Genomic DNA, 23,670 nt, shown 5'->3' with positions numbered 1-23,670 from the left:
TGACAGATTTATCGTTTTTTGACAGGTTACTTACGTAACCCGCACGTTTGGTTCGTATTGTTCAGTTTTCAAAGGTCTTTGTCTCACTCGAGACAACTTCTATATTCTATCAAATTTGAAACCCTTTGTCAACATCTTTTTTTAAGAAATTTTCAAGCTCTTTTCAAATTTGTTACCGCTGCCCTCTCGAACAACAGCTATATTAGTTTAGCATTTCTTCAACGCTTTGTCAAGAAGTTTTTTGAACTTTTTTTTCAAAGCCTTTTTGAAATGTTTGCTGCTTCAAACAACAGCTTATTTAGTATACTAAACTTCATTTCCTCTGTCAACAGGTTTTTTAGCTTTTTTGATATTTTTTTGTAACAATGTCATAAAACCTGTCATATCAGATAATCATCAGCACTTTTTATACTGTAAATTCACTATTAGCCTCACATCCGAGAAAACAATTTTAGGCTAAAAAAGACATTTTTATCGCTCTGAAGACATCATGGACTTCTCTCTTCTTTACAAGCTGTAAAACAGCCTCTAAACACGCTTATTTGGCTCCTGGTACTTCCAGGTGAATAGTTGCTCTGGGAACCACTAAAAAGCATTTAAGGACGATTAGAGGCTTATATTGCTTATTTTCCATGAAAATACACCAATTTTAGTAACAGAGTTTTTCTAGATAAACAATTTTATCAGAAAATAAATATTTTGTAGAGTCATCACAGCTCCAATTATACCATCAGTAATCTCCATCCGACGACGTTTTTTTTGCTATTTTGAATACATTAGCTCTTCAAAAAGAAAAACGCCTGCTTACGAAGTGTTTCTAATCTAGAGACATTTCGTAAACAAGCGTTACTCAATCACCAATATGATGAGTGTTCCCGCTAGGGAAATAATTCCCCAGCGGTAGACCAGAGCTAGACTAAGAACCCAAGGGCTCCATCATCATAACACTCAACAAAATTGATAAAAATTATACTAATTCAATGATTGCCATTGGAGCAGCGTCACCACGGCGAGGTTCAGTTTTAAGAATACGAGTGTATCCACCGTTGCGTTCTGCATAGCGAGGTGCGATTTCATCGAAAAGTTTTTGAAGAGCTGTTTGTGAAGAGTATTTTTCAGTAGCTTCATCAAAGTTTTCAGATGCAATTTCATTACGTACGAAAGCAGCAGCTTGACGACGTGCATGAAGGTCACCACGTTTACCTAAAGTAATCATTTTTTCAACTGTTTTACGGATTTCTTTAGCACGAGCTTCAGTTGTTACAATAGATTCGTTAATCAAAAGATCTGTTGTCAAATCACGAAGCATTGCTTTACGTTGTGAGCTAGTGCGTCCTAGTTTACGGTAAGCCATTTTATCCTCCTATATTATTTATCGTTTTTGAGTCCGAGTCCAAGATCAGCAAGTTTAACTTTGACTTCTTCAAGGCTCTTACGACCAAGGTTACGGACTTTCATCATTTCAGGCTCAGTTTTTTCTGTCAAATCAAATACAGTGTTGATACCTGCACGTTTAAGACAGTTATATGAGCGGACTGACAAATCAAGTTCTTCGATAGTACGGTCAAGCACTTTTTCATCGTTAACTTTTTCAGTTTCTTTCATTACGTCAGTGTTTTTAGCCACTTCTGTAAGGTCAGTAAACAGATTCAAGTGTTCGATCAAAACGCGTGCAGATAGACCTAAAGCATCTTCAGGAATGATTGTGCCATTTGTCATGATTTCGATTGTTAATTTATCAAAGCCATCATTGCTACCTACACGAGCAGGTTCAACTTGATAATTAACTTTTTTCACTGGTGTGTAGATAGAGTCTACAGCCAATGTTCCCACTGGAGCATCTTCTTTTTTATTACCTTCTGCTGGAACGTAACCACGTTTTTTAGCAACAGTCATTGTTGCTTTCAAACTGTGTCCTTCAGCGATTGTAAAGAGATAGTGGTCTGGGTTGACGATTTCAACATCGCTATCAGTTAAAATATCTCCTGCAGTAACTTCTGCTGGACCTTCAACGTCAAGTTCGATAATTTTTTCATCATCAACATAAGATTTTACTGCAAGTCCTTTAATATTAAGGATGATTTGCATAACATCTTCGCGTACACCTGGAATAGTGTCAAATTCGTGGAGTACTCCATCAATTTTAATTGATGTTACTGCCGCACCTGGGAGTGAAGACAAGAGTACACGACGAAGAGAATTACCTAGAGTTGTACCGTATCCACGTTCAAGTGGTTCGATAACAAATCTGCCGTAATCTTTATTTTCATCAATTTTTGTTATTATTGGTTTTTCAAACTCAATCATTTATTATACTCCCTCGAAACGAATCTTGTGTACTATTAACAATTATGATTACACACGACGACGTTTTGGAGGACGAGCACCATTGTGTGGCACAGGAGTAACGTCACGGATTGAAGTCACTTCAAGACCAGCAGCAGCAAGAGCACGAATAGCAGACTCACGACCTGAACCAGGACCTTTTACAGTAACTTCAACAGTTTTAAGACCATGTTCTTGTGCAGATTTAGCAGCAGCTTCAGCAGCCATTTGTGCAGCGAATGGAGTAGATTTACGAGAACCTTTGAATCCAAGAGCACCAGCTGATGACCAAGCAATTGCATTACCATGCACATCTGTAATCATAACAATAGTGTTATTGAATGTAGCGTGAATATGAGCAACACCAGATTCGATGTTCTTTTTCACACGACGTTTACGTGTTGGTTTAGCCAATTTTTTTACCTCCTATTTTATTTTTTCTTACCTGCAATCGCAACAGCTTTACCTTTACGAGTGCGAGCGTTATTTTTAGTGTTTTGACCACGGACAGGAAGTCCACGACGGTGACGGATACCACGGTATGAACCAATTTCCATCAAGCGTTTGATGTTCATGTTCACTTCACGACGAAGGTCACCTTCAACTTTAATTGCATCAACTTCACGACGGATAGCATCTTCTTGGTCTGATGTTAAATCTTTAACACGGATGTCTTCAGAAATACCAGCAGCTGCTAAGATTTTCTTAGAAGTTGCAAGACCGATACCATATACATAAGTAAGTGAAATTACTACACGTTTTTCATTTGGAATATCAACTCCAGCAATACGAGCCATTTTTTCTCCTTTCTATATTATCCTTGACGTTGTTTGTGTTTTGGATTTGATGGACAAATTACCATAACACGACCGTTACGACGAATTACTTTACAGTATTCGCAAATTGGTTTGACTGATGGTCTTACCTTCATTTTTTAATCCCTCCAATTATTTCGATTATTTAAAGCGGTATGTGATACGTCCACGTGTTAAATCGTAAGGACTCATTTCAACAGTAACACGGTCACCTACCAAAATACGAATGTAGTTTTTACGGATTTTTCCTGATACAGTTGCCAAGATTTGGTGTCCATTTTCTAATTCAACAGTAAACATAGCGTTAGGCATCGTCTCAACAACTTTACCTTCAATTTCAATCACATCTTCTTTTGCCACGCAAAAGTACCCCCTAAATTTCGATTTGATGTCCTCTGAGCACAGAGGTAACAATTATAAGCCAGACTAGCCTATTATATCACGACTCTTCTACTTGTGCAAGTAGAAACTCTTAAATTATTTTAATGATGAGATTGCTTTTTCAATGTCAGCAAATACATCATCGATGTCTTGGTTACCTTGGATATCGAAAACAATACCAGCTTTACGATAGTGTTCGATGATTGGTGCACCTTGAGCGATGTTAACATCAAGACGACGTTTTACAGTTTCTGGTTTGTCATCTTCACGTTGGTAGAAGTCGTGTCCACCACATGCATCACAAGTTCCTTCAACTTTTGTTGGGTTGAATACTTTGTGGTATGTAGCTCCGCAAGAACGACAAATGAAACGTCCAGACAAACGTTCGATCAAGCTGTCTGGGTTAACATCAATGTTAATAACACCATCCAATTTAAGATCCAAATTTTTAAGTGTTTCATCCAAAGCATGTGCTTGTTCAATAGTACGTGGGTAACCATCAAGCAAGAAACCTTTTTCAGCGATATCAGCTTGTGCCAAACGTTCTTTAACAATACCGTTAGTAACTTCATCTGGTACAAGTTCACCTTTGTCGATGAATGATTTAGCAAGAACACCCATTTCAGTTTTGTTTGCCATTGCAGCACGGAACATATCTCCGGTAGAAATGTGAGCAACGCCGAATTCTTCAACGATTTTTGCTGCTTGAGTTCCTTTACCAGCCCCTGGTAAACCCATGATTAAAAGATTCATGATACTCTCCTTATTTTATTTTTAAATAAATTTAACACCGAAGTGCTAAACTTATTCAAAAACAAAATAGAAAGGTTGACTAGGTCAACCTATATTCTATTCTGCTGTGTTCATGAAACCAACATACTGTCTCTTCAAGAGATAACCTTCAAGTTGTTTCATTCCTTCAATGCCTGTTGAAATCAAGATAAGAAGACTTGTTCCTCCAAGGGCAATACTGCTAGATAGGTTCATTGCTTGTTGAGCAATAATTGGTGTCAATGAAATGAACGCCAAGAAAATTGAACCTACAGTTGCTAATTTCTTCAATAGTGAAGAAAGGTATTCTTCTGTTTCGCGTCCAGGTCGAACACTAGGAATATATGACGCACCTTTTTGCAAGTTTTCTGCAGTTTTTTCAGGGTTAACTTGCACAAAAGTATAGAAGAATGAGAATAAAATAATTAGAACTGCATAAATTACCATTCCGATTGGTGTTTGGTAATTCAAATATGATTCTAGAGTAGTAAGCCAAGGAATATCATGTCCATTTGAAATCAACGGAATAATCGTACTTGGAATCGTTGTAATCGAGCTGGCAAAGATAACGGGAATGACGCCAGCCGGATTAATTTTTAAAGGAAGATAAGAACTTGTTGGTGCACCTTGAACAAGTTTTGTATATTGGATTGGAATTTTGTATTCTGCTTGTTGGACAAAGGTTGTAAAGAACACAATTGCCAATACTGCTACGATTAACAAAGCTACAAAGATGTATGAAGATATTAAATCACTTGAACGAACGTTAACAAAGAAATCTTCGTAGATTGTTGAAATAGCATTTGGAATTGATGAAATGATACCCGCAAAGATAATCATTGAAACACCATTTCCGAAACCTTTGTCGGTGATTTGTTCACCAAGCCATGTCACAATCATACTACCTGTTGTGAGCAAGGCACCAATCAGGATATAAGTTTTCACATTCGGTGTAGAAACCAATGAGATACTTGATAAAGTATTAAATCCTGCTGTAATCCCGATAGATTGAATGAAGGCTAAGACAAGTGAAATGTAGCGAGTCGCTTGATTTAACTTACGACGTCCAACCTCACCTTGTTTACTCCACTCAACAAACTTAGGCAAAATATCCATTTGTAACAGTTGAACAATGATAGATGCTGTGATATACGGGCTAACACCCATTGAGAATACAGAGAAGTTGCTCATAGCATTACCAGAGACAAGGTTCAACATGTTTAGAAAGGGAAGTTCACCTAATTGATCAAGACTCTTAGCGTTGATACCTGGCACAGTAATATGTGTTCCAACGCGGAAAACAAAGATGATAAAAAGCGTAAAGAAAATTTTATTTCTAACATTTTTTACCTTAAGTGCATCTTTAAGTAATTTAAAGAACATACCGAGTCCTCCTTAATTAGATGACTTCGATTGAACCACCTTTTGCAGTGATAGCTGCTTCAGCAGATTTAGAGAATTTAGCTGCTTTAACAGTCAATTTTTTAGTCAATTCGCCGTTACCAAGAACTTTAACGCCTGATTTTTCAGCACGAATGATTCCAGCTTCTTTAAGAACAACTGGAGTTACTTCTGTACCATCTTCGAAAACGTTAAGTTGGTCAAGGTTTACAAGAGCGTATTCTTTAGCGTTAACGTTCAAGAAACCACGTTTTGGCATACGACGGAACAATGGAGTTTGTCCACCTTCAAAACCAAGACGTACTTTACCACCGCTACGAGCTTTTTGACCTTTTTGACCGCGTCCTGCAGTTTTACCGTTACCAGATGATGTACCACGACCTACACGGTTACGTACTTTACGAGAACCTTCAGCAGGTTTAAGTTCATGAAGTTTCATTATTAATTTCTCCTTTTTTGTAAAATGCTAGCGCCTCTATGAGGGGAAAGGACTCCCCATAGAAACTCGCCTATACTATATCTAGTTTAAGTCGCAAGAGAATCCCTTGCGACTTAAACCTAAAATTTATTTAATGTTAATTATTTAACATCTTCAACAGTTACCAAGTGTGAAACTGAAGTAACCATTCCACGGATAGCTGGAGTGTCTTCTTTGACAACTGAGCTATGTAATTTACCAAGTCCAAGAGCAGCAACTGTTTTACGTTGTGCAGGAATGCGTCCGATTGGAGACTTAGTCAAAGTAATTTTAATTTGAGCCATTATTATCCCCTTTCTTATGCTAAATCAGAAACTGAAACACCGCGAAGAGCAGCAACGTCTTCTGCACGTTTAAGTTGTTTCAAACCTTCAACAGTTGCGCGAACAATGTTGATTGGAGTGTTTGAACCAAGTGATTTAGATGTAACATCTGCAACACCGGCCAATTCGATGACGGCACGAACAGCACCACCAGCAGCGACCCCAGCACCTTCTACAGCAGGTTTCAACAATACTTTAGCTCCACCAAATTCTGAACGAACTTCGTGAGGAATTGTTGTACCAACCATAGGTACTTCGATCAAGTTTTTCTTAGCGTCTTCAACAGCTTTACGAATAGCTTCTGGTACTTCTTGAGCTTTACCAGTACCGAAACCAACACGACCATTACGGTCACCAACAACTACAAGAGCTGCAAAACGAAGACGACGTCCACCTTTAACAACTTTTGTAACACGGTTGATCGCAACAACGCGTTCTTCAAGTTCAACTGCATTATCTTTAAATGCCATTATTTAGTGTCCTCCCTATTAGAATTTCAATCCGTTTTCACGAGCTGAGTCAGCCAAAGCTTTAACACGTCCGTGATAGAGATATCCACCGCGGTCAAACACCACTTCAGAAATACCTTTAGCTACTGCGCGTTCAGCAACAAGTTTACCGACAACAACGGCTTGTTCTGTTTTAGTTCCTTTAGAAACTTCTTTATCAAGAGTTGATGCACTTGCGAGCGTTACACCCGCTACGTCATCAATAACTTGAGCGTAGATGCCTGTATTAGAACGGAAAACGTTCAAACGTGGGCGATCAGCAGTTCCAGAGAGTTTACCGCGAACGCGACGGTGGCGTTTTTGGCGGATTTTGTTTTTATCTGGTTTCGAAATCACAATTTTCACCTCTTAATTAATTGATTAATGTCAAAACGACATTGTTTTTATAAATGTTAGCATATGAGCTCTGCGAGAAAAAATCTCGCAAGATATCCCATAAACTATTATTTACCTGTTTTACCTTCTTTACGACGTACGTATTCACCAACGTAACGGATACCTTTACCTTTGTAAGGTTCTGGAGCACGAAGGCTACGGATGTAAGCAGCTGTTTGACCAACAACTTCTTTGCTGATACCGTTAACGATGATTGAAGTTGCAGATGGTACTTCAAATGAAATTCCTTCTGGAGCTTCTACTTCGTCTTGGTGAGATTTACCTACAGAAAGTACAAGTTTTGAACCTTGAAGTTGAGCACGGTAACCAACCCCGCGCATTTCAAGTTCTTTTTTGAAACCTTCAGAAACGCCAAGTACCATGTTGTTCAAGTTAGCACGAGCTGTACCATGGATTGTTTTCATTTCTTTTGAGTCGTTTGGACGGTGAAGTGAAACTTCAGTTCCTTCAACTTTGATTTCAATGTTTTTGTTAAACTCACGAGTGAGTTCGCCTTTAGGTCCTTTAACAGTTACTACGTTGTTGTTGTTAGTAACTTCTACACCAGCAGGCAAGTTGATAACTTTATTACCAATACGTGACATAGTTTTATTTTTCTCCTGTTAAATTGTCAGGCCGCATAAAGCGACGAGTTTTCACGGGGCGACTAATACACAAAATTGTGCTTAATAGTCCATTAGATGGTTAAGTAAGATTCCCTCTCCAAAAATGGAGAGATGAAAAACTTCTTACCAAACGTAAGCAATAACTTCTCCACCAACGTTCTTTTGACGAGCTTCTTTGTCAGTCAAAAGACCTTCTGATGTAGAGATGATTGCAATTCCAAGTCCGTTAAGAACTTTAGGAACATCTTCACGTTTTGCGTAAACACGAAGACCTGGTTTAGAGATACGTTTCAAGTTAGTGATAACACGTTCACCGTTTTGTCCGTATTTAAGGAATACGCGGATGATACCTTGTTTGTCATCTTCGATAACTTCAACGTTTTTCACGAAACCTTCGCGTTTAAGGATTTCAGCAATACCTTTTTTGATGTTTGATGCAGGTACTTCAAGCACTTCGTGTTTTGCTTGGTTAGCGTTACGAATGCGTGTCAAAAAGTCTGCAATTGGGTCAGTCATAACCATTTATATATTCTCCTCTTACTAGTAGTTTGAATTGTTCACTTGCTAGTTAATGTCGCCCGAAGGCTTAATTAAATTCAAGTTTATCACTTGAACCCCATCATGAACCACGCCAAATAGAAAATTGAATAACAATTTACTAAATGGCTTGTCCAGTCAGGTTTCTTATATCATCGACTTACCAAGAAGCTTTGGTAACGCCTGGGATTTGTCCTTTGTAAGCTAACTCACGGAAGCAAACACGGCAAAGTTTGAATTTGCGGTAAACTGAGTGTGGACGGCCACAACGTTCGCAACGAGTGTAAGCTTGCGTAGAGAATTTCGCAGGGCGATGATTCTTAGCAATCATAGATTTTTTAGCCAATTGATTTACCTCCTAAATTATTTTGCAAAAGGCATTCCAAGGCCTTTAAGCAATTCACGACCTTCTTCGTCAGTGTTAGCAGTAGTTACGATAACGATATCGAGACCACGTACTTTATCAACGTCATCAAAGTTGATTTCTGGGAAGATCAATTGTTCTTTCACACCAAGTGTGTAGTTACCACGTCCGTCAAATGATTTTGTTGGAACACCGTGGAAGTCACGAACACGTGGAAGTGAAACTGTTACCAATTTATCTAAGAATTCGTACATACGTTCACCACGAAGGGTAACTTTTGCACCGATCGCTACACCTTCACGAAGACGGAAGCCAGCGATTGATTTCTTAGCTTTAGTAATCAATGGTTTTTGACCTGAAATAAGTGCCAATTCAGCAGCAGCTTTTTCAAGGTTTTTAGCGTTATTTACAGCATCACCAACACCCATGTTAAGAACGATTTTCTCAACTTTTGGGACAGCCATAACTGAAGAATAGTTGAATTTTTCAGTCAAAGCAGAAACAACTTCGTTAGTGTATTTTTCTTTTAAGCGATTTGCCATTATATACTTTCTCCTTTCCTTCGTGATTAATCAAGCACTTCGCCTGATTTTTTGTTGTAACGAACTTTTTTGCCGTCTACAACTTTGTAACCAACACGTCCTGCAACACCATTTTTGTCAAGAACTTGAACGTTAGACACATGGATTGGTGCTTCTTTTTCCACGATAGCACCTTGAGGGTTTACGTTGTTTGGTTTTTGATGTTTTTTAACAATAGCAACACCTTCAACAACAACTTTGTTGACTTTAGGAAGGGCTTTAAGAACTACAGCTTCAACGCCTTTGTCCTTACCAGCAATAACGCGAACTTTATCGCCTTTTTTTACAAACATTTGGTTTTTCTCCTATTATTTCTTACGCCCTAATGGGCACCCTGCAAAAGCAGGGGACTTAGTTTGTGTTTATGAATTAAAGTACTTCTGGTGCAAGTGAAACGATCTTCATGAAGCCACCTTCACGCAATTCACGTGCAACAGGGCCGAAGATACGAGTTCCGCGAGGAGTTTTGTCATCACGGATGATTACAGCAGCGTTGTCGTCAAATTTGATGTATGAACCGTCTGGACGGCGTGCACCAGTTTTAGTACGAACAACTACAGCTTTTACGACATCACCTTTTTTAACAGCTCCACCAGGAGTAGCTTGTTTTACAGAAGCAACGATTACGTCACCGATGTTAGCGAATTTACGTCCTGAACCACCAAGAACTTTGATAGTCAAGATCTCACGAGCACCGCTATTATCAGCAACTTTCAAGCGAGTTTCTTGTTGAATCATTTCAAATTTCTCCTTTTAGTTTGATTAGATAATAACAGCTTCTTCCACAACTTCTACAAGACGGAAGCGTTTTGTAGCTGAAAGTGGACGAGTTTCCATGATACGAACGATATCGCCTTCTTTAGCAACGTTGTTTTCATCATGTGCTTTGTATTTTTTAGAATAGTTGATACGTTTACCATAGACTGGGTGGTTACGTTTAGTTTCAACTACAACAGTGATTGTTTTATCCATTTTGTCAGATACTACGCGTCCAACAAGGGTTTTACGTTGATTACGTTCCATTATTAGAATTTCTCCTTTCCCAATCTATTATTTCTTTTCAGATTGCACTGTTTTAACACGTGCAATTTGTTTTTTAACTTCGTTCAAACGAGCAGTTTGATCAAGTTGACCTGCTGCAGCTTGGAAACGAAGATCAAAAAGTTCTTTCTTAAGTTCGTTTTCTTTCTTAGCAAGTTCTTCTTGAGAAAGACCACGAAGCTCTTTAACAAAATCTTTAATTTCTTGAAGTTTCATGATTTCTCCTTATTCTGCTTCACGTTTCACGAATTTAGTCTTAACTGGCAATTTGTGGCTAGCAAGACGAAGTGCTTCACGTGCAACTTCTTCAGGTACACCAGCGATTTCGAACATAACTTTACCACGTTTAACTGGTGCTACCCAACCTTCAGGTGCCCCTTTACCAGAACCCATACGTACACCGATAGCTTTAGCAGTGTATGATTTGTGTGGGAAGATTTTAATCCAAACTTTACCACCACGTTTCATGTAACGAGTCATTGCGATACGGGCAGCTTCGATTTGACGGTTTGTGATCCAGTGGCTAGTAGTAGCTTGAAGACCGTATTCACCGAATGCGACTTCTTTACCACCTTTAGCTTCACCGCGCATTTTTCCACGGAATTCGCGACGGTGTTTAACACGTTTAGGTACTAACATTTGTTATTTGCCTCCTTTAGTGTTTTTACGAGCTGGAAGAACTTCACCACGGTAGATCCAAACTTTAACACCAAGTTTACCGTAAGTAGTGTCAGCTTCTTCCCAAGCGTAGTCGATATCTGCACGAAGTGTGTGAAGTGGAACAGTTCCTTCTGAGTAACCTTCAGCACGAGCGATATCAGCACCGTTCAAACGACCAGATACTTGAGTTTTAATACCTTTAGCACCTGCACGCATTGTACGTTGGATAGCTTGTTTTTGAGCACGACGGAAAGCAACACGTTGTTCAAGTTGACGTGCGATGTTTTCACCAACAAGGTGAGCGTCCAAATCAGGTTGTTTGATTTCAACGATGTTGATGTGAACTTGTTTTCCTGTCAATTTGTTAAGTTTAACGCGAAGAGCGTCAACGTTAGCTCCACCTTTACCGATAACCATACCTGGTTTAGCAGTGTGAAGTGAAACAATTACTTTGTTTACAGCACGTTCAATTTCAATACGTGAAACTGAAGCGTCTGCCAATTCTGTTTGGATGAATTTGCGGATTGCAAGATCTTCATGAAGGTAATCCGCGTATTCTTTTTCAGCATACCATTTCGCATCCCAATCACGGATGATTCCGACACGCATACCAATTGGATGTACTTTTTGACCCACGATTTTACCTCCTTATTTTTCTGACACAACTACTGTTACGTGAGTTGTGCGTTTGTTGATTGGTGAAGCTGAACCTTTAGCACGTGGACGGAAACGTTTCATTGTTGGTCCTTCGTTTGCGAAAGTTTCAGATACTACCAAGTTAGCTTTTTCCAAACCAAAGTTGTTTTCTGCGTTAGCGATAGCAGAGTTAAGAACTTTTTCAACTACACGAGCTGCTTTGTTTGGAGTGAATTTCAAGATTGCGATTGCGTCAGCAACGTTCTTACCACGGATAAGATCAAGTACAAGACGTGTTTTACGAGGTGAAACACGGACTGTACGAGCCATTGCTTTAGCTGAAGTAATTTCTGCCATTGTGTCCTCCCCCTATTAACGTGTTTTCTTATCGTCAGCAGCGTGACCTTTGTAAGTACGAGTTGGTGCGAATTCACCAAGTTTGTGACCTACCATGTCTTCTTGAATGTAAACTGGTACGTGTTTACGTCCATCATAAACTGCGATTGTATATCCGATGAAACTTGGGAAGATCGTTGAACGACGTGACCAAGTTTTAATTACTTTTTTCTTTTCGTCGTTTGCTTGAGCTTCAACTTTTTTCATCAAATGCTCATCGACGAAAGGTCCTTTTTTAAGACTACGTCCCATTTTGTAGTTTTCTCCTTTAAATTATAGTACCACAGCGGCCTGTGTGCATAAATGCACACTACCGAGCTGGCGGATGATTAATAAGCTAAGCGACTAATAAATTATTTGTCGTTACGACGACGAATAATAAGTTTGTCTGATTGAGCTTTTTTGTTACGAGTTTTAAGACCAAGCGCAGGTTTACCCCAAGGAGTAGATGGCGCTTTACGTCCAACTGGTGCTTTACCTTCACCACCACCGTGTGGGTGATCATTAGGGTTCATTACAGAACCACGAACTGTAGGACGGATACCCATCCAACGGCTGCGACCAGCTTTACCAAGGTTAACAAGGACTTGTTGTTCGTTACCAACTGTACCGATTGTAGCACGGCAAGTTCCAAGAATCATACGAACTTCGCCTGATTGAAGACGAACAAGAACGTATTTACCTTCTTGACCAAGAACTTGTGCAGATGCACCAGCAGCACGGATCAATTCAGCACCTTTACCTGGTTGAAGTTCGATGTTGTGAATAACTGTACCAACAGGGATGTTAGCAAGTGGAAGTGCGTTACCAACTTTGATATCTGCATCTGGACCTGAAACGATACGTTGACCAACTTCAAGACCTTTAGGTGCAAGGATGTAAGCTTTCACACCATCAGTGTAGTGTACAAGAGCGATGTTTGCTGTACGGTTTGGATCGTACTCGATAGTTTTAACAACTGCTTCAACGCCATCTTTGTTACGTTTGAAGTCGATCAAACGGTAGTGACGTTTGTGACCGCCACCTTGATGACGAACAGTGATGCGACCGTTGTTGTTACGACCAGCTTTGTTTTTAAGTGAAACAAGCAATGATTTCTCAGGAGTGCTTGTAGTGATTTCAGCAAAATCCAAAGAAGTCATATTACGACGACCATTTGTCGTTGGTTTATAAGCTTTAATACCCACGTTATTTCCTCCTTAGATTATTCAGCTTCAGCTGCAAACAACTCGATTGCTTTAGAATCAGCTGTAAGAGTGATGATAGCTTTTTTAGTTTTTGAAGTGAAACCAGTGTAACGACCAACACGTTTAGCTTTTGGTTTAACTGTTACAGTGTTCACGTTTGCAACTTTAACTCCATCAAAAGCAGCTTCAACAGCTTGTTTGATCAAAAGTTTGTGCGCACGAGAGTCAACTTCAAATGTATATTTACCTGCTTCGAGGTCGTACATTGATTTTTCAGTGATAACTGGTTTTTTGATTACGTCGTACAAATTCATTATGCAAGAACCTCCTCGATTGTAGAGATTGCTTCTTTAGTAACAAGAAGTTTGTCGCTGTTTACGATATCAAGAACACTTGCAGTTGTTGCAGTTGCAACTTTAACGTTTGGAAGGTTACGTGCAGAAAGTGCTGCAAATTCATTACCTTCTTCAAGGATTACAAGTACTTTTGAGTCAACGTTAAGAGCTGAAAGTACGTTTGCGAATTCAGCAGTTTTTGGAGCTGCAAATGAAAGGCTTTCTACAGCTACAAATTTTTCTTCAGCAACTTTAGCTGAGTAAACTGATTTCAATGCAAGGCGACGAACTTTTTGTGGAAGTTTGTATCCGTATGAACGTGGAGTTGGTCCGAAGACTACACCACCACCACGCCATTGTGGTGAGCGGATAGAACCTTGACGAGCGCGTCCAGTTCCTTTTTGACGCCATGGTTTACGACCACCACCAGATACTGCTGAGCGGTTTTTAACTGCGTGAGTACCTTGGCGAAGGCTAGCGCGTTGGCTGATAACAACATCAAACACTACTGATTCGTTTGGTTCGATACCGAAGATAGCGTCGTTCAATTCAACTGAGCTAACTTCTTTACCAGTTTGGTCAAATAGTTTTACGTTTGCCATTTTAACTGTTTTCTCCTTTCTTATTATTTAGCAGCCTTAACTGCTGATTTGATAGTGATAAGAGATTTCTTAGCACCTGGTACGTTACCTTTGATAAGGATAACGTTTTTCTCTGGGATAACTTGGACAACTTCAAGGTTTTGGATTGTCACACGGTTACCACCCATACGTCCTGCCAAGTGTTTGTTTTTGAAAACACGGTTAGGCGCAACAGGTCCCATAGAACCTGGACGACGGTGATAACGAGAACCGTGAGCCATTGGTCCACGAGCTTGACCATGGCGTTTGATAACACCTTGGAAACCTTTACCTTTAGATGTACCAGTTACATCAACAACATCTCCAGCTTCGAATGTATCAACTGTGATTTCTTGACCAACTTCCAAGCCTTCAATGTTTTTGAATTCACGAATGAAGCGCTTAGGAGCTGTGTTAGCTTTTGCTACATGGCCTTTGGCAGGTTTGTTGCTCAATACTTCACGTTTGTCGTCAAAACCAACTTGAACAGCTTCATAACCGTCTGTTTCAACAGTTTTCACTTGAAGCACAACGTTTGGAGTTGCTTCGATGACAGTAACAGGGATGAATTCACCAGATTCAGTGAAGATTTGAGTCATTCCCACTTTTTTCCCTAAGATTCCTTTTGTCATGAGAAAATATTTCCTTTACTTTATTTATTTAAAAAGTTTTTAATGAGCGTTTTTTATGCTCAAAAAAGTTTTTAACGAGCGTTTTTTGTGCTCAAGAATCAAATCCTTATTAAAGTTTGATTTCTACGTTAACACCACTTGGAAGATCCAATTTCATCAAAGCATCAACTGTTTTTTGAGTTGGGTTGATGATATCGATCAAGCGTTTGTGAGTACGCATTTCAAATTGTTCGCGAGAATCTTTGTATTTGTGAGTCGCACGAATAATTGTGTACAAGCTACGTTCAGTTGGAAGTGGAACTGGTCCAGCTACTGAAGCACCTGTACGTGTTGCAGTTTCAACAATTTTTTCTGCCGCTGTGTCAAGTGTACGATGTTCGTATGCTTTCAAACGGATACGGATTTTTTTGTTTGCCATCTTTTTCTCCTTTTCGTCTATTTAAGATAATAGGCTAGCTCCTCAAGAAAACCAACACGTCTTTGCGTGGCAATGCAACCGAGCGTGTCGCAACCTCTTGTATCATAGCTAAAGTCACTGTATTAACAGCACCAGTATATAATATCAGATTTAACAATGGTTTGCAAGGATTTTGCTCCCTTTTTTTCGATTTTTTAGAAGAAAATGTTTTCAGCTTTTTCTATTATTTTTCACAACGAAAAAACCAGACTTTCGTCTGGTTAAAAATCCTGTTATTTAATAGTAGAGTTTTGAAAATAATTCATATGTTTTCTGTAAAGGATGTATAGAAAAATCCAACGGAAAATATTATCTGCCACGGTCGCTAACCACACTCCAGTTAGACCTAAGTGCAGACTCACACCAAGCACGTAACCCGAAATAATTCGAATACCCCACATTCCAAACGTCGTTGCATAAAATGGTAATTTTGCATTTCCTAACCCTTGCCAAGCTGCCGTAAATACTAACGTTCCTGCTGTCGCCGGTCCACCAATAAAAGAGTAAAATAAAACAACAAGACTAGCATCTAGAGCAGCTTGATTTGAGGTAAACAAGTGCGTTAGGTAACCACCAGAAAAGTAAATCGTAGCTCCAACAAGAAGCATAAGAACAAGTGAAAGCAGATAAGAATCCCTAACTAATTGCTTGATTTCTTGGATATTCTTCTGTCCGAGGCTATGCGCCACAAGGATTACCGTAGCCGTAGCCACTCCCATTCCTGGCATGTAATTAAATTGTGTCAACGTTTCTCCAATAGCATTACCAGCTACTACTTCTGTTCCAAACTTAACAATAATTGCCACAATAACCACATCACCTGCGCGCATCATTAACCGCTCACCAGCAGCCGGCAAAGCAATTTTAATTAAATCACGGTCCAATGTCCACCTGATATTTTTGATAATCTTTTTAATCGGTAACTGACTGGCTAGCAACAGCGTCCCAACCAAACGTGCCAGAACTGTTGAACAAGCCACACCAACAATCCCCCAATGCAGAATAAAGACCGCTATAGCTGATAAAGCTGCATTTAAAACATTAGTCAGCAAACTGATATACATTGGTAGTTGTGGTTTTCCCAAAGCCCGTAAAAAGGCACTCAAGGTCGTCATCAGCCCTAAACTAACAATCAAACCACCGACAATTGAAAGATAAAGACCGCCAGCTTGCGTAACAGCCGCATCTGTCCCAAGCCAAGTTAGAATCGTTTTCCCTAAGCCAAGAGAAACTAGACCAAGAGCTAAACTCAACCCAAGAGTAATCAATAAGGACTCAGACTGATAGTGAAGGGATTTTTGAGCATTCTTTTCCCCAATACTTTTGGCAACAAGACTTGAGACTGCCGCACCAAGAGCAATGAAAATCGCTTGATAAATAGTAATAATATTATTAGCTACAGAGACCCCAGAAACAGCAATTAAACCAACTTGTGCAACAAGATAGTTATCAACCACCCCCATGAGCATCTGCAAAAGATTTTCCATCATGGCTGGAAAAGCCAATCGAATAATTTTCTTTGTTTGTTTCATGATTCTATCGTAACAAAAAGAAAAGCTGAGAACCAGCCTCAGCTCTTACTTTATAATTCTTAAAGTCCTAAATAGTCTTCAACAGCTTTTTGCATGTCGCTTGTAGCAACAACTGTTTTGTGACGAACCTCAGCTGTCTCAAGTCCATTGACAGCTTTTGGAATAGCAACCCCTGATAATTTTTCAAGTTCTTTCACTGCAGCAAAGTCATCCGCTGGTGCTTGTCCACTAACAGCTTCTACAGCAACACGTGGGAATTTATAAGGACTTGCTGTAGACGCAATAACAGTTGGCGTATGATCACCAGTTCGTTCAACATATTTTTGATAAACAGCTGACGCAACGGCTGTGTGTGGGTCTTCAACATAGTCACAAGCATCATAAACACGTTTGATTTCAGCTGATGTTTCAGCTTCCGTTGCAAAACCAGCTTCAAACATATCAAGAATAGCTTGGTTAGCACCTGAAAGAGTGTATTCTCCTTCAGACACAAGTTTTTCCATCAAGTCTTTTGTTTTAGCAGCATCGTTGCCCAAAAGGTGGAAAATCAAACGTTCTAAGTTAGACGATACCAAGATATCCATTGATGGACTTGTTGTCACCTTAAATTCACGTTTTTTATCATATGTACCTGTTGTAAAGAAATCAGTTAAGACTTTATTTTCATTTGAAGCACAGATTAATTTACCAACTGGAACACCAATTTGACTAGCGTAATATGCTGCTAGGATATTACCAAAGTTACCTGTTGGTACCGTAAAGTTAACTTTTTCGCCTGCTTTAATGTGCCCTGCTTTAACCAACTGTGCATAAGCGTAAACGTAGTAAACAACTTGCGGCACCAAACGACCAACGTTCATTGAGTTAGCTGATGAGAATTGTGTCTTGTGCACAAGCAATTTTTCACGCAAAGCCACGTCATTAAACATGCGTTTAACATCTGTTTGAGCATCATCAAAGTTACCAGTAATAGCCACTACATGCGTGTTGTTACCAGTTTGTGTAGTCATTTGAAGTTCTTGAATTTTGCTGACACCATCTTTTGGATAAAAGACGATGATTTCAGTTCCTGGAACATCCGCAAAACCAGCCATGGCAGCTTTACCAGTATCTCCTGATGTCGCTGTCAAAATCACAATTTTATTATCAACACCTTGTTTTTTAGCTGATGTTGTCAAAAGGTATGGCAAGATTGACAAAGCCATATCTTTAAAGGCAATCGTTGAACCATGGAAAAGTTCAAGGTTATATTGGTCTGCTAGTTTAACGACTGGAGCAATGGCAGGTGTGTCAAATTTTTCATCATAAGCTGAATTGATACAGTAATCCAATTCTTCTTCTGTAAAATCATCCAAAAATGCTGATAAAACCAGTTTAGCCACTTCTTGGTATGAAGCATCTTTTAAAGCATCAAAGTCCAAAGCCACTTCTGGAAGTGACGTTGGGGTGAAGAGTCCGCCGTCAGTTGCCAATCCTTGTAAAATAGCTTGGCTAGCAGTCACTTTGTTATTTTCGTCGCGAGTTGATTGGTAAATTAACGTCATCACAAATTCCTCATATTAATAGATAGTCTTGCACCCATTGTATCATAATTATCAGAAAATTTATACAAATTTATGCAATTTATCAAAAAAAGAGTAAGGCAAAGCTATTTCCCACCAAACAACAGCTTCATCCCTTACTCTACAAACGCTTAATAACTATTTGAAAACTTTGACAACATCAGTTTTTTCTAAGTTTCCTTATTTTTATAATTCGATTATTTTCCCCAACGTGAATCAACACCAGCAATAGAAATCCAGACGCTTGCTAAGACGTCATAGAACAATTCAGCCACCTTTTTCGCTCCCTTCTTCTCACGTTTTATGTCACATGTATTATAGCGCTACAAACTATTGATGTAAAGGGATTTTTGTGGATTTTTTGACGTCATATTTTCTGACATAAAATGATAGTTTTACACGCAAAAAAGCCAACCGAAGTTGACTTTTGATATTAACTATTAGATTCACCTTTGGCAGGTCTCTTAGCAGATTTATCAATTGCTTTTTGAATGGTTTTAACGTAAAGGTCAGCACCTGTCGTATTAGCATCGCTATAGTGAACACCATCAGTGCCATTCCAAATTTCTGGATGACTGGTTGCTGTTTTGTACCAATCAGCAACAGTAATGTAATTATACGTTTTCGGTAAACTCAACTCATAATCACGCGCCTGCTTAACTTTCGCTTCGTCGCTAGCGTTATAAGGCGTCACAATAATCAAGCGATAGCCGTCTGGCAAAGCATCAATAAATTGTTGAATGTCTTCTTGATAATGATCGAGTGAATTCACACCAATCGCAAGCACTGTTGTCTTAGAAAGTGTTCCGCTCGAAATCTCATTTTGGAAAATTTCAAACGCATTATCAAAACTACGACTTACCGCTGCATCTAATTGAGCATTAGGAAGCAAGCTTGAGAACGCAGCACTTGAACGTAGTGCAACAGAATCTCCAATAACAGTTACATCGCTTAATGCTCCCGCATCACCAGCTGTCACAGTATGCGTGCGATTCAAATTCGTTTGAGCTTGTTGTAGCGAGTTAACCAAGAGTCCTGTTTCAAAATTTCCCATAGCTGGTGCTGTAGCAACAGTTATCAAAGTTATCAAAGCTAAAACTGCTGAACTACCATATAGCCATTTCTTGTAAGGAGATAAATCCAAAGAGATACCAAATGGTTTAACTGGCTTACCAGCAAGAAATGGTTCAATCACATAATAAGACAAGGTTGAAAATACCAGAGATAAAACAACCGTCAACACAACAGCAAGTCCATTTGACATCAACTGTGTAAAGATAATGTAAAATGGCCAGTGGAAAAGATAAACACCATAACTAACATCAGCTAGATAGTTGATAATAGCAGGTTCTTTTGCATTTGGCGTTTGGTCATTTAGGACACGCGCCGCATAAATCATTACCGTAGCAAACAAACTTGCTAAAACAAATCCAAATAAATAAGTGATGCGTTGGTCAAATTTCAAAGTAAACATCAATAAAACTAAGAGAGCTGCGCTCACTAGCATTGTGACGATGCTACGTTTTGTAGACCACAAGCGAACATTCTTTTTGAAACGAATAGTTGTTTCTCTGATACCAGTCATCGTTGCCGCCATAGCCCCTAAGAAGAATGGGAAACTATGCGTCAAAGATGAGAAGTAAATCGTTGAAACATTATCGACAAAGAAAGCTCGGACAAACATCGTTAGGAAACTTCCAGTAAAAAAGGCTGCCGAAATCGCAAAAATCAAACTACGGAATTTTGCCAAATTATCCTGATGTCTTCCCAATAACCAAACTATGAATCCCCAGATTAAATAGAAATGCATCTCAATTGCCAAACTCCACGTGTGAACAAAGAGATGTGGGATAAATTGCGTTTCGTAATTACCACCTGTGATAATTTCAAAGAAATTTGTTGTAAAACCAATCGCCGCAGCAACTTGACTACCAATACTTGCCACATAATCTCTGCGAACCAAGTAAGTAAATGGCATGACAATCAAAATCATCAAAATTAACGGTGGAACAATACGATAAAAACGTCTTTTATAAAAACCTAAAAGATCGATTTTCTTATTTCTCGAATACTCATCAATCAGCAAAGCCGTAATCAAATACCCTGAGAAAGTAAAGAAAATGTCAACACCGATAAAACCGCCTGGAAAGGCCGTTTTAAAGAAATGATAGAGCAGAACTAGGAAAAGCCCAGTTACCCTAACCATTGAAAACCATTTTATTCTCATTTTTGAAAAATCCCCTGTTTAAAGGTTCCTGTATATACCTTACCATTTTGTGCTGTTAGAGTGCCTTCACCATCTGGTTGACCATTTTTAAATTCACCTTTGTAAATCCATCCAGAATGTGAGGTAAAGACGCCCTGACCTTCAAACACACCATCATTAAAATCACCTTCGTAGCAATCACCATTTTCATAAGTCAACTTACCTTGACCATTCATACGGTGATTTACCACATAGCCTGTGTAAGTGATTTTACCATTATCGTATGTTAATGTTGTCTTTGATTTCATCGATAAAGTAAATACCGATAACCCACAAATGATAAGAATTAAAACCGTCAGAAGCTCTAGGCGTCCTCTGGTTATTTTGATTTTTTTCATTTTTACTCAACTTCTCTTTAAGAATTTCTTAGTCGCGCTAGCCATTGTTCACAACCACGCTTAACCAACTCATAAGTAGCATCAAAATCACCTGTAAACCATGGATCTGGTACACCACCATCTACAAAAAGAAAGATTTTTTCATCAAAGCGACCTCGCGACATCTCTTTCAAATCTGCCACGTTATTCCTATCCATCCCAATGATGACATCAAAATCTCGAAAATCTTGATAGGAAATTTGTTGTGATGATTTTTGATAATCATAAGCAATATGATGCTTTTTAAAAATACCTTGTGTCCCGTGATGAATAGGATTGCCATGTTCCCAGTTAGAAGTCGCACGACTTTCAATTAATAATTTGTCACTAGAAACTAAATCCTTCATCACAAATTCAGCCATCGGACTACGACAGATATTTCCTAAACAAACAAAACAAACTTTTTTCATGTTCTCTCCCACGTAGTCAATAACTGATTGATTAAAACTTCTTTTATCATTATAACAAAAAAAGAAGTCTTATCACACGTAAATTCCTTTATCTGCCGACTTTAAGAAAAAATTAAGCCAGGCTCCCTATAATATAGACAATCCTAAAACTTTTCTTTTTCATAATCTCCTGAGAGGGCTCCGCTTGCGGGGCCCTCTCGTTTTTTTATAAAAAGTTCTTAGACAACTAAGAACCTTTAATTATTTATTCGCATTTAGTTCAACTTGTAGTAGCATAGCAAAAACAATTTCCAAAAATACCATCACCAAGCTAAGACAAGTCATACTTGCCATATGACCTAAGACAAGCGCGAGTATCGGAATCAAAATAGCAAAAACAAAATACGTTTTTGATTTGTATAACCAAGAATAAGGCAATAGATGCGCACCGAAAACCATCGTATAAACCATCAGCATCTTTTCAGGTACTGCACTAAAGACCCACATGACAATCAATAAATAAAGTAACTGATTGCAAGTAAATAGGAAGCCTAGGTTACTTAAAGGATTTTCTTTGGAGAAGATATCAACATTCAGCCATTTTCCAACAAACCAAGAAAGTGGCAGCAATGGGCATGAACAGCAAAAAATCAAAAGATTTTGAAAAGGAAGTGATACCTTCATCATAGTTACCAAGGTTATTAAAACCCAAATAATGATGGAAGCAACAATAAAAGGTTGTCCTTTTTTCTGACTAACAATCATATCTTTTCGTAAAACTTCTAAATCCATAATCTTGCTCCTATAAGCACTTTTTCTCAATTATACCACACTCTTTACCCATTTATAAAACAAAGAAAGAACCTTGGAAAACCAAGGTTCCTTCCGGAGATTATGAAAAAGAAAAGTTTTAGGATGGTTATAGTATATAAAGACTTGCTTAAACTTTCCTTAAGATAATATTTTATTTTTCAGTATAAGGATATCCCAAATGGTCATAAGCTTTAGCAGTGGCTACACGACCTGTACGTGTACGCATAATAAAGCCTTTTTGAATCAAATAAGGTTCATACATATCCTCAACCGTATCACGTTCTTCAGCAATATTAACAGATAGAGTCCCCAAACCAACAGGACCACCATTGTAAACTTCAATCATGGTACGCAAGATTTTTTGGTCAATATAATCAAGTCCCTCATGATCGACATCCAGCATCGTTAAAGCTTTATCTGTAATATCTTTTGTAATAATACCATCGCCCATAATTTGAGCATAGTCACGAACACGTTTTAACAAACGGTTAGCAATACGCGGTGTGCCTCGGCTACGTCGTGCCAATTCTTGTGCAGCTTCATGCACAATTTCCATTTCGAAAATATCAGCTGTGCGTTCAACAATTTCTGTCAAATCGTCGACCGCATAATATTCCATATGGCCCGTAATTCCAAAACGCGCACGCAATGGATTAGAAAGCATACCTGCTCGCGTTGTTGCTCCAATCAGCGTAAAAGGTGGCAAATCCAAATGAACACTACGACTAGTCTCACCATTACCAATCATAATATCAATATAGAAATCTTCCATAGCGCTATAAAGCACTTCTTCTACCGCCATCGGCATACGATGAATTTCATCGATAAACAAAACATCACCAGGTTCCAAATCATTCAAAATAGCAACCAAATCACCAGCTTTTTCAATAGCTGGACCAGAAGTTTGTTTAAGATTCACACCCAATTCATTAGCAATCACAAATGCCATTGTTGTCTTACCAAGACCCGGAGGGCCAAATAATAGCACATGGTCAAGTGATTCATCGCGTAATTTTGCAGCTTCTATAAAAATTTTCAGCTGATTTTTAACCTTATCCTGTCCAATATATTCTTTTAAATACTGAGGACGAAGCGTACGTTCCACAAACTCCTCGTCACCCATAATATCATTATCTAAAATTCTACTCATAGCCTTATTATACCAAAACAAGAGCTGTCAGTGAATTGTTTTGATGAGAGTCTATAATCCCCACCAAGCTGTCAATAAAACCGTAAATCCCTTTAACATTTGCTCCTTCTCCCCTTTCCCTAATTTCTAAT

At 38.8% G+C, this 23,670-nt stretch carries 36 protein-coding genes; all 36 read right to left on the bottom strand.

All coding sequences use genetic code 11. The features are described from left to right. Positions 1-967: 967 nt before the first annotated feature. Complete coding sequence (rplQ, locus tag BLR83_RS09745) at positions 968-1,354, bottom strand: 50S ribosomal protein L17 (RefSeq protein ID WP_003067190.1); 387 nt, start codon at positions 1,352-1,354, stop codon at positions 968-970. A gap of 14 nt (positions 1,355-1,368) precedes the next feature. Continuing rightward, entirely contained in the window at positions 1,369-2,307 is a 939-nt protein-coding gene (locus tag BLR83_RS09740) for a DNA-directed RNA polymerase subunit alpha (RefSeq protein WP_009853219.1), read from the bottom strand. A 48-nt stretch (positions 2,308-2,355) separates the two neighbouring features. Beyond that, positions 2,356-2,739 carry a 30S ribosomal protein S11 gene (gene rpsK, locus BLR83_RS09735; RefSeq protein WP_003062885.1) on the bottom strand — a complete coding sequence of 128 codons (384 nt, stop codon included), beginning with the start codon at positions 2,737-2,739 and terminating at the stop codon, positions 2,356-2,358. A 17-nt stretch (positions 2,740-2,756) separates the two neighbouring features. Further along, positions 2,757-3,122, bottom strand: a complete 366-nt coding sequence (gene rpsM, locus BLR83_RS09730; RefSeq protein ID WP_006531334.1) for a 30S ribosomal protein S13 — start codon at positions 3,120-3,122, stop codon at positions 2,757-2,759. A gap of 17 nt (positions 3,123-3,139) precedes the next feature. Continuing rightward, positions 3,140-3,256 carry a 50S ribosomal protein L36 gene (gene rpmJ / locus BLR83_RS09725; protein WP_002959355.1) on the bottom strand — a complete coding sequence of 39 codons (117 nt, stop codon included), beginning with the start codon at positions 3,254-3,256 and terminating at the stop codon, positions 3,140-3,142. Between the two features lie 25 nt (positions 3,257-3,281). Then, positions 3,282-3,500, bottom strand: coding sequence for a translation initiation factor IF-1 (gene infA / locus BLR83_RS09720; protein WP_001040189.1), 219 nt, complete (start codon positions 3,498-3,500; stop codon positions 3,282-3,284). A 117-nt stretch (positions 3,501-3,617) separates the two neighbouring features. Beyond that, positions 3,618-4,274 (bottom strand): adenylate kinase, encoded by a 657-nt coding sequence (locus BLR83_RS09715; RefSeq protein ID WP_039696041.1) that lies wholly within the window; start codon positions 4,272-4,274, stop codon positions 3,618-3,620. Between the two features lie 96 nt (positions 4,275-4,370). Beyond that, complete coding sequence (secY, locus tag BLR83_RS09710) at positions 4,371-5,675, bottom strand: preprotein translocase subunit SecY (protein WP_039696042.1); 1,305 nt, start codon at positions 5,673-5,675, stop codon at positions 4,371-4,373. 16 nt (positions 5,676-5,691) lie between these two features. Next, entirely contained in the window at positions 5,692-6,132 is a 441-nt protein-coding gene (rplO, locus tag BLR83_RS09705; protein WP_003062876.1) for a 50S ribosomal protein L15, read from the bottom strand. A 140-nt stretch (positions 6,133-6,272) separates the two neighbouring features. Beyond that, positions 6,273-6,455: a 50S ribosomal protein L30 gene (gene rpmD, locus BLR83_RS09700; RefSeq protein ID WP_006531331.1), complete on the bottom strand. Its 183-nt coding sequence runs from the start codon at positions 6,453-6,455 to the stop codon at positions 6,273-6,275. A 14-nt stretch (positions 6,456-6,469) separates the two neighbouring features. Continuing rightward, positions 6,470-6,964 carry a 30S ribosomal protein S5 gene (gene rpsE, locus BLR83_RS09695; protein ID WP_003062871.1) on the bottom strand — a complete coding sequence of 165 codons (495 nt, stop codon included), beginning with the start codon at positions 6,962-6,964 and terminating at the stop codon, positions 6,470-6,472. An 18-nt stretch (positions 6,965-6,982) separates the two neighbouring features. Then, on the bottom strand, positions 6,983-7,339 hold the full coding sequence (rplR, locus tag BLR83_RS09690; RefSeq protein WP_003001342.1) for a 50S ribosomal protein L18: 357 nt from the start codon (positions 7,337-7,339) through the stop codon (positions 6,983-6,985). Between the two features lie 107 nt (positions 7,340-7,446). Continuing rightward, positions 7,447-7,983 carry a 50S ribosomal protein L6 gene (gene rplF / locus BLR83_RS09685; protein ID WP_039696044.1) on the bottom strand — a complete coding sequence of 179 codons (537 nt, stop codon included), beginning with the start codon at positions 7,981-7,983 and terminating at the stop codon, positions 7,447-7,449. 144 nt (positions 7,984-8,127) lie between these two features. Beyond that, on the bottom strand, positions 8,128-8,526 hold the full coding sequence (gene rpsH / locus BLR83_RS09680) for a 30S ribosomal protein S8 (RefSeq protein WP_006531328.1): 399 nt from the start codon (positions 8,524-8,526) through the stop codon (positions 8,128-8,130). Between the two features lie 175 nt (positions 8,527-8,701). Then, the gene (locus BLR83_RS09675) at positions 8,702-8,887 is read right to left on the bottom strand and encodes a type Z 30S ribosomal protein S14 (protein WP_003062863.1); all 186 of its coding nucleotides are present in this window, start codon (positions 8,885-8,887) and stop codon (positions 8,702-8,704) included. A 17-nt stretch (positions 8,888-8,904) separates the two neighbouring features. Beyond that, entirely contained in the window at positions 8,905-9,447 is a 543-nt protein-coding gene (gene rplE, locus BLR83_RS09670; protein WP_006531327.1) for a 50S ribosomal protein L5, read from the bottom strand. Between the two features lie 26 nt (positions 9,448-9,473). Continuing rightward, entirely contained in the window at positions 9,474-9,779 is a 306-nt protein-coding gene (rplX, locus tag BLR83_RS09665; RefSeq protein WP_003067218.1) for a 50S ribosomal protein L24, read from the bottom strand. A gap of 76 nt (positions 9,780-9,855) precedes the next feature. Then, positions 9,856-10,224, bottom strand: a complete 369-nt coding sequence (gene rplN / locus BLR83_RS09660) for a 50S ribosomal protein L14 (RefSeq protein ID WP_020916217.1) — start codon at positions 10,222-10,224, stop codon at positions 9,856-9,858. Between the two features lie 24 nt (positions 10,225-10,248). Beyond that, positions 10,249-10,509 (bottom strand): 30S ribosomal protein S17, encoded by a 261-nt coding sequence (rpsQ, locus tag BLR83_RS09655; RefSeq protein ID WP_002885836.1) that lies wholly within the window; start codon positions 10,507-10,509, stop codon positions 10,249-10,251. 27 nt (positions 10,510-10,536) lie between these two features. Further along, the gene (rpmC, locus tag BLR83_RS09650; protein ID WP_003062854.1) at positions 10,537-10,743 is read right to left on the bottom strand and encodes a 50S ribosomal protein L29; all 207 of its coding nucleotides are present in this window, start codon (positions 10,741-10,743) and stop codon (positions 10,537-10,539) included. Between the two features lie 9 nt (positions 10,744-10,752). Further along, positions 10,753-11,166, bottom strand: a complete 414-nt coding sequence (gene rplP, locus BLR83_RS09645) for a 50S ribosomal protein L16 (protein WP_003029477.1) — start codon at positions 11,164-11,166, stop codon at positions 10,753-10,755. A 3-nt stretch (positions 11,167-11,169) separates the two neighbouring features. After that, on the bottom strand, positions 11,170-11,823 hold the full coding sequence (rpsC, locus tag BLR83_RS09640; protein WP_021141408.1) for a 30S ribosomal protein S3: 654 nt from the start codon (positions 11,821-11,823) through the stop codon (positions 11,170-11,172). A gap of 12 nt (positions 11,824-11,835) precedes the next feature. Next, complete coding sequence (gene rplV / locus BLR83_RS09635) at positions 11,836-12,180, bottom strand: 50S ribosomal protein L22 (protein WP_003062848.1); 345 nt, start codon at positions 12,178-12,180, stop codon at positions 11,836-11,838. A 15-nt stretch (positions 12,181-12,195) separates the two neighbouring features. Further along, positions 12,196-12,471 (bottom strand): 30S ribosomal protein S19, encoded by a 276-nt coding sequence (gene rpsS / locus BLR83_RS09630; protein ID WP_020916215.1) that lies wholly within the window; start codon positions 12,469-12,471, stop codon positions 12,196-12,198. A 101-nt stretch (positions 12,472-12,572) separates the two neighbouring features. Beyond that, positions 12,573-13,406, bottom strand: coding sequence for a 50S ribosomal protein L2 (gene rplB, locus BLR83_RS09625; RefSeq protein ID WP_021141407.1), 834 nt, complete (start codon positions 13,404-13,406; stop codon positions 12,573-12,575). Between the two features lie 17 nt (positions 13,407-13,423). Then, on the bottom strand, positions 13,424-13,720 hold the full coding sequence (locus BLR83_RS09620) for a 50S ribosomal protein L23 (protein ID WP_003062842.1): 297 nt from the start codon (positions 13,718-13,720) through the stop codon (positions 13,424-13,426). Beyond that, positions 13,720-14,343: a 50S ribosomal protein L4 gene (rplD, locus tag BLR83_RS09615; protein WP_003067225.1), complete on the bottom strand. Its 624-nt coding sequence runs from the start codon at positions 14,341-14,343 to the stop codon at positions 13,720-13,722. The genes BLR83_RS09620 and rplD overlap by 1 nt, the downstream gene beginning before the upstream one ends. A gap of 23 nt (positions 14,344-14,366) precedes the next feature. Then, the gene (gene rplC / locus BLR83_RS09610) at positions 14,367-14,993 is read right to left on the bottom strand and encodes a 50S ribosomal protein L3 (RefSeq protein ID WP_003067226.1); all 627 of its coding nucleotides are present in this window, start codon (positions 14,991-14,993) and stop codon (positions 14,367-14,369) included. A 109-nt stretch (positions 14,994-15,102) separates the two neighbouring features. Then, positions 15,103-15,411, bottom strand: coding sequence for a 30S ribosomal protein S10 (gene rpsJ, locus BLR83_RS09605; protein ID WP_006531319.1), 309 nt, complete (start codon positions 15,409-15,411; stop codon positions 15,103-15,105). Between the two features lie 272 nt (positions 15,412-15,683). Then, the gene (locus tag BLR83_RS09595) at positions 15,684-16,982 is read right to left on the bottom strand and encodes an MATE family efflux transporter (RefSeq protein WP_074561406.1); all 1,299 of its coding nucleotides are present in this window, start codon (positions 16,980-16,982) and stop codon (positions 15,684-15,686) included. A 59-nt stretch (positions 16,983-17,041) separates the two neighbouring features. Continuing rightward, entirely contained in the window at positions 17,042-18,526 is a 1,485-nt protein-coding gene (gene thrC, locus BLR83_RS09590; protein ID WP_074561405.1) for a threonine synthase, read from the bottom strand. 451 nt (positions 18,527-18,977) lie between these two features. Beyond that, positions 18,978-20,771, bottom strand: coding sequence for an acyltransferase family protein (locus BLR83_RS09585; protein ID WP_074561404.1), 1,794 nt, complete (start codon positions 20,769-20,771; stop codon positions 18,978-18,980). After that, the gene (locus BLR83_RS09580; RefSeq protein ID WP_074561403.1) at positions 20,768-21,148 is read right to left on the bottom strand and encodes an MORN repeat-containing protein; all 381 of its coding nucleotides are present in this window, start codon (positions 21,146-21,148) and stop codon (positions 20,768-20,770) included. Before BLR83_RS09580 ends, BLR83_RS09585 begins: the two co-directional genes overlap by 4 nt. A 17-nt stretch (positions 21,149-21,165) precedes the next feature. Continuing rightward, the gene (locus tag BLR83_RS09575) at positions 21,166-21,597 is read right to left on the bottom strand and encodes a low molecular weight protein-tyrosine-phosphatase (protein WP_074561402.1); all 432 of its coding nucleotides are present in this window, start codon (positions 21,595-21,597) and stop codon (positions 21,166-21,168) included. 240 nt (positions 21,598-21,837) lie between these two features. Next, positions 21,838-22,368, bottom strand: coding sequence for a DUF7010 family protein (locus tag BLR83_RS09570; RefSeq protein ID WP_074561401.1), 531 nt, complete (start codon positions 22,366-22,368; stop codon positions 21,838-21,840). A gap of 172 nt (positions 22,369-22,540) precedes the next feature. Next, positions 22,541-23,539: a Holliday junction branch migration DNA helicase RuvB gene (gene ruvB / locus BLR83_RS09565; protein ID WP_074561400.1), complete on the bottom strand. Its 999-nt coding sequence runs from the start codon at positions 23,537-23,539 to the stop codon at positions 22,541-22,543. Positions 23,540-23,670: the final 131 nt, after the last annotated feature.

It is taken from the genome of Streptococcus equinus (assembly GCF_900101445.1).
Classification (GTDB): Bacteria; Bacillota; Bacilli; order Lactobacillales; family Streptococcaceae; genus Streptococcus; species Streptococcus equinus_B.
Note: the sequence above shows the minus strand (reverse complement) of the source record. Positions and strands in the feature narration are given on the sequence as shown.

Bases quoted from the DNA above. Each gene is read 5' to 3' on its own strand.
- rplQ (WP_003067190.1), bottom strand. From the start codon at position 1,354: ATGGCTTACCGTAAACTAGGACGCACTAGCTCACAACGTAAAGCAATG.
- BLR83_RS09740 (WP_009853219.1), bottom strand. From the start codon at position 2,307: ATGATTGAGTTTGAAAAACCAATAATAACAAAAATTGATGAAAATAAA.
- rpsM (WP_006531334.1), bottom strand. From the start codon at position 3,122: ATGGCTCGTATTGCTGGAGTTGATATTCCAAATGAAAAACGTGTAGTA.
- rpmJ (WP_002959355.1), bottom strand. From the start codon at position 3,256: ATGAAGGTAAGACCATCAGTCAAACCAATTTGCGAATACTGTAAAGTA.
- BLR83_RS09715 (WP_039696041.1), bottom strand. From the start codon at position 4,274: ATGAATCTTTTAATCATGGGTTTACCAGGGGCTGGTAAAGGAACTCAA.
- secY (WP_039696042.1), bottom strand. From the start codon at position 5,675: ATGTTCTTTAAATTACTTAAAGATGCACTTAAGGTAAAAAATGTTAGA.
- rplO (WP_003062876.1), bottom strand. From the start codon at position 6,132: ATGAAACTTCATGAACTTAAACCTGCTGAAGGTTCTCGTAAAGTACGT.
- rpmD (WP_006531331.1), bottom strand. From the start codon at position 6,455: ATGGCTCAAATTAAAATTACTTTGACTAAGTCTCCAATCGGACGCATT.
- rpsE (WP_003062871.1), bottom strand. From the start codon at position 6,964: ATGGCATTTAAAGATAATGCAGTTGAACTTGAAGAACGCGTTGTTGCG.
- rplF (WP_039696044.1), bottom strand. From the start codon at position 7,983: ATGTCACGTATTGGTAATAAAGTTATCAACTTGCCTGCTGGTGTAGAA.
- rpsH (WP_006531328.1), bottom strand. From the start codon at position 8,526: ATGGTTATGACTGACCCAATTGCAGACTTTTTGACACGCATTCGTAAC.
- rplE (WP_006531327.1), bottom strand. From the start codon at position 9,447: ATGGCAAATCGCTTAAAAGAAAAATACACTAACGAAGTTGTTTCTGCT.
- rplX (WP_003067218.1), bottom strand. From the start codon at position 9,779: ATGTTTGTAAAAAAAGGCGATAAAGTTCGCGTTATTGCTGGTAAGGAC.
- rplN (WP_020916217.1), bottom strand. From the start codon at position 10,224: ATGATTCAACAAGAAACTCGCTTGAAAGTTGCTGATAATAGCGGTGCT.
- rpsQ (WP_002885836.1), bottom strand. From the start codon at position 10,509: ATGGAACGTAATCAACGTAAAACCCTTGTTGGACGCGTAGTATCTGAC.
- rpmC (WP_003062854.1), bottom strand. From the start codon at position 10,743: ATGAAACTTCAAGAAATTAAAGATTTTGTTAAAGAGCTTCGTGGTCTT.
- rplP (WP_003029477.1), bottom strand. From the start codon at position 11,166: ATGTTAGTACCTAAACGTGTTAAACACCGTCGCGAATTCCGTGGAAAA.
- rplV (WP_003062848.1), bottom strand. From the start codon at position 12,180: ATGGCAGAAATTACTTCAGCTAAAGCAATGGCTCGTACAGTCCGTGTT.
- rpsS (WP_020916215.1), bottom strand. From the start codon at position 12,471: ATGGGACGTAGTCTTAAAAAAGGACCTTTCGTCGATGAGCATTTGATG.
- BLR83_RS09620 (WP_003062842.1), bottom strand. From the start codon at position 13,720: ATGAATTTGTACGACGTAATCAAAAAACCAGTTATCACTGAAAAATCA.
- rplD (WP_003067225.1), bottom strand. From the start codon at position 14,343: ATGGCAAACGTAAAACTATTTGACCAAACTGGTAAAGAAGTTAGCTCA.
- rplC (WP_003067226.1), bottom strand. From the start codon at position 14,993: ATGACAAAAGGAATCTTAGGGAAAAAAGTGGGAATGACTCAAATCTTC.
- rpsJ (WP_006531319.1), bottom strand. From the start codon at position 15,411: ATGGCAAACAAAAAAATCCGTATCCGTTTGAAAGCATACGAACATCGT.
- BLR83_RS09595 (WP_074561406.1), bottom strand. From the start codon at position 16,982: ATGAAACAAACAAAGAAAATTATTCGATTGGCTTTTCCAGCCATGATG.
- thrC (WP_074561405.1), bottom strand. From the start codon at position 18,526: ATGACGTTAATTTACCAATCAACTCGCGACGAAAATAACAAAGTGACT.
- BLR83_RS09585 (WP_074561404.1), bottom strand. From the start codon at position 20,771: ATGAGAATAAAATGGTTTTCAATGGTTAGGGTAACTGGGCTTTTCCTA.
- BLR83_RS09580 (WP_074561403.1), bottom strand. From the start codon at position 21,148: ATGAAAAAAATCAAAATAACCAGAGGACGCCTAGAGCTTCTGACGGTT.
- BLR83_RS09575 (WP_074561402.1), bottom strand. From the start codon at position 21,597: ATGAAAAAAGTTTGTTTTGTTTGTTTAGGAAATATCTGTCGTAGTCCG.
- BLR83_RS09570 (WP_074561401.1), bottom strand. From the start codon at position 22,368: ATGGATTTAGAAGTTTTACGAAAAGATATGATTGTTAGTCAGAAAAAA.
- ruvB (WP_074561400.1), bottom strand. From the start codon at position 23,539: ATGAGTAGAATTTTAGATAATGATATTATGGGTGACGAGGAGTTTGTG.